Origin of the sequence: Synechococcus sp. OH2 (assembly GCF_047462155.1) — a bacterium.
GTDB lineage: Bacteria > Cyanobacteriota > Cyanobacteriia > Thermostichales > Thermostichaceae > Thermostichus.
In genome coordinates this window covers 1-501 of the sequence record NZ_JANSIR010000011.1, presented here as the reverse complement: position 1 = coordinate 501, position 501 = coordinate 1, and the positions used below count along the sequence as shown (strand labels likewise).

General features: G+C 50.1%; 1 pseudogene. It reads left to right on the top strand.

Features of this window, described 5'->3' with window-relative positions:
- A pseudogene (locus NW835_RS01060) lies at positions 1-216 on the top strand (IS630 family transposase); the annotation flags it as partial.
- Positions 217-501 lie beyond the last annotated feature (285 nt).

The following is a 501-nucleotide window of genomic DNA, read 5'->3' as shown; positions in this document are numbered from 1 at the left end:
AGCGCGAGAGTCCAAGAAGAGGAGGTGCAAAGAGAACGACTAGCTTATGGTCAAGAAGTCAGGGATATTCCAGCGGAGGATTTGATTGTCCTCGACCAGGCAGAGGTATAGGAGGAAATGGAACGGGGAGTAGCTCGGAGTTTACGCGGTCAAGGAGCTTATCATTATCGTCAGAGATACAAGGGGGAAAAGCATATTGAAATATCGAACCTTGCCAAGTTGTACGCAATGATCGAGATTGGAGCTGGATCCCAATACTCTTCCTGACTGCCCACACAGACCCTCAGACGGTCGAACAAGTTTTTCAAGCGGTAGGAGATGACTTCGTTGGTAAACCCATCGCCGATCCAGAGCTGATCACACGCATCTTCAACCGTCTGGAACGTACAGAACTCTTGCGACGAGCTCAATGGAGAAACTTCCCGTAAGTCTCTTTCCCTCCATATGAAAATTAACCCCCCAAGAGTTGGGGGGTTGGGGTGGAGAGAAGAGCCTGGCACC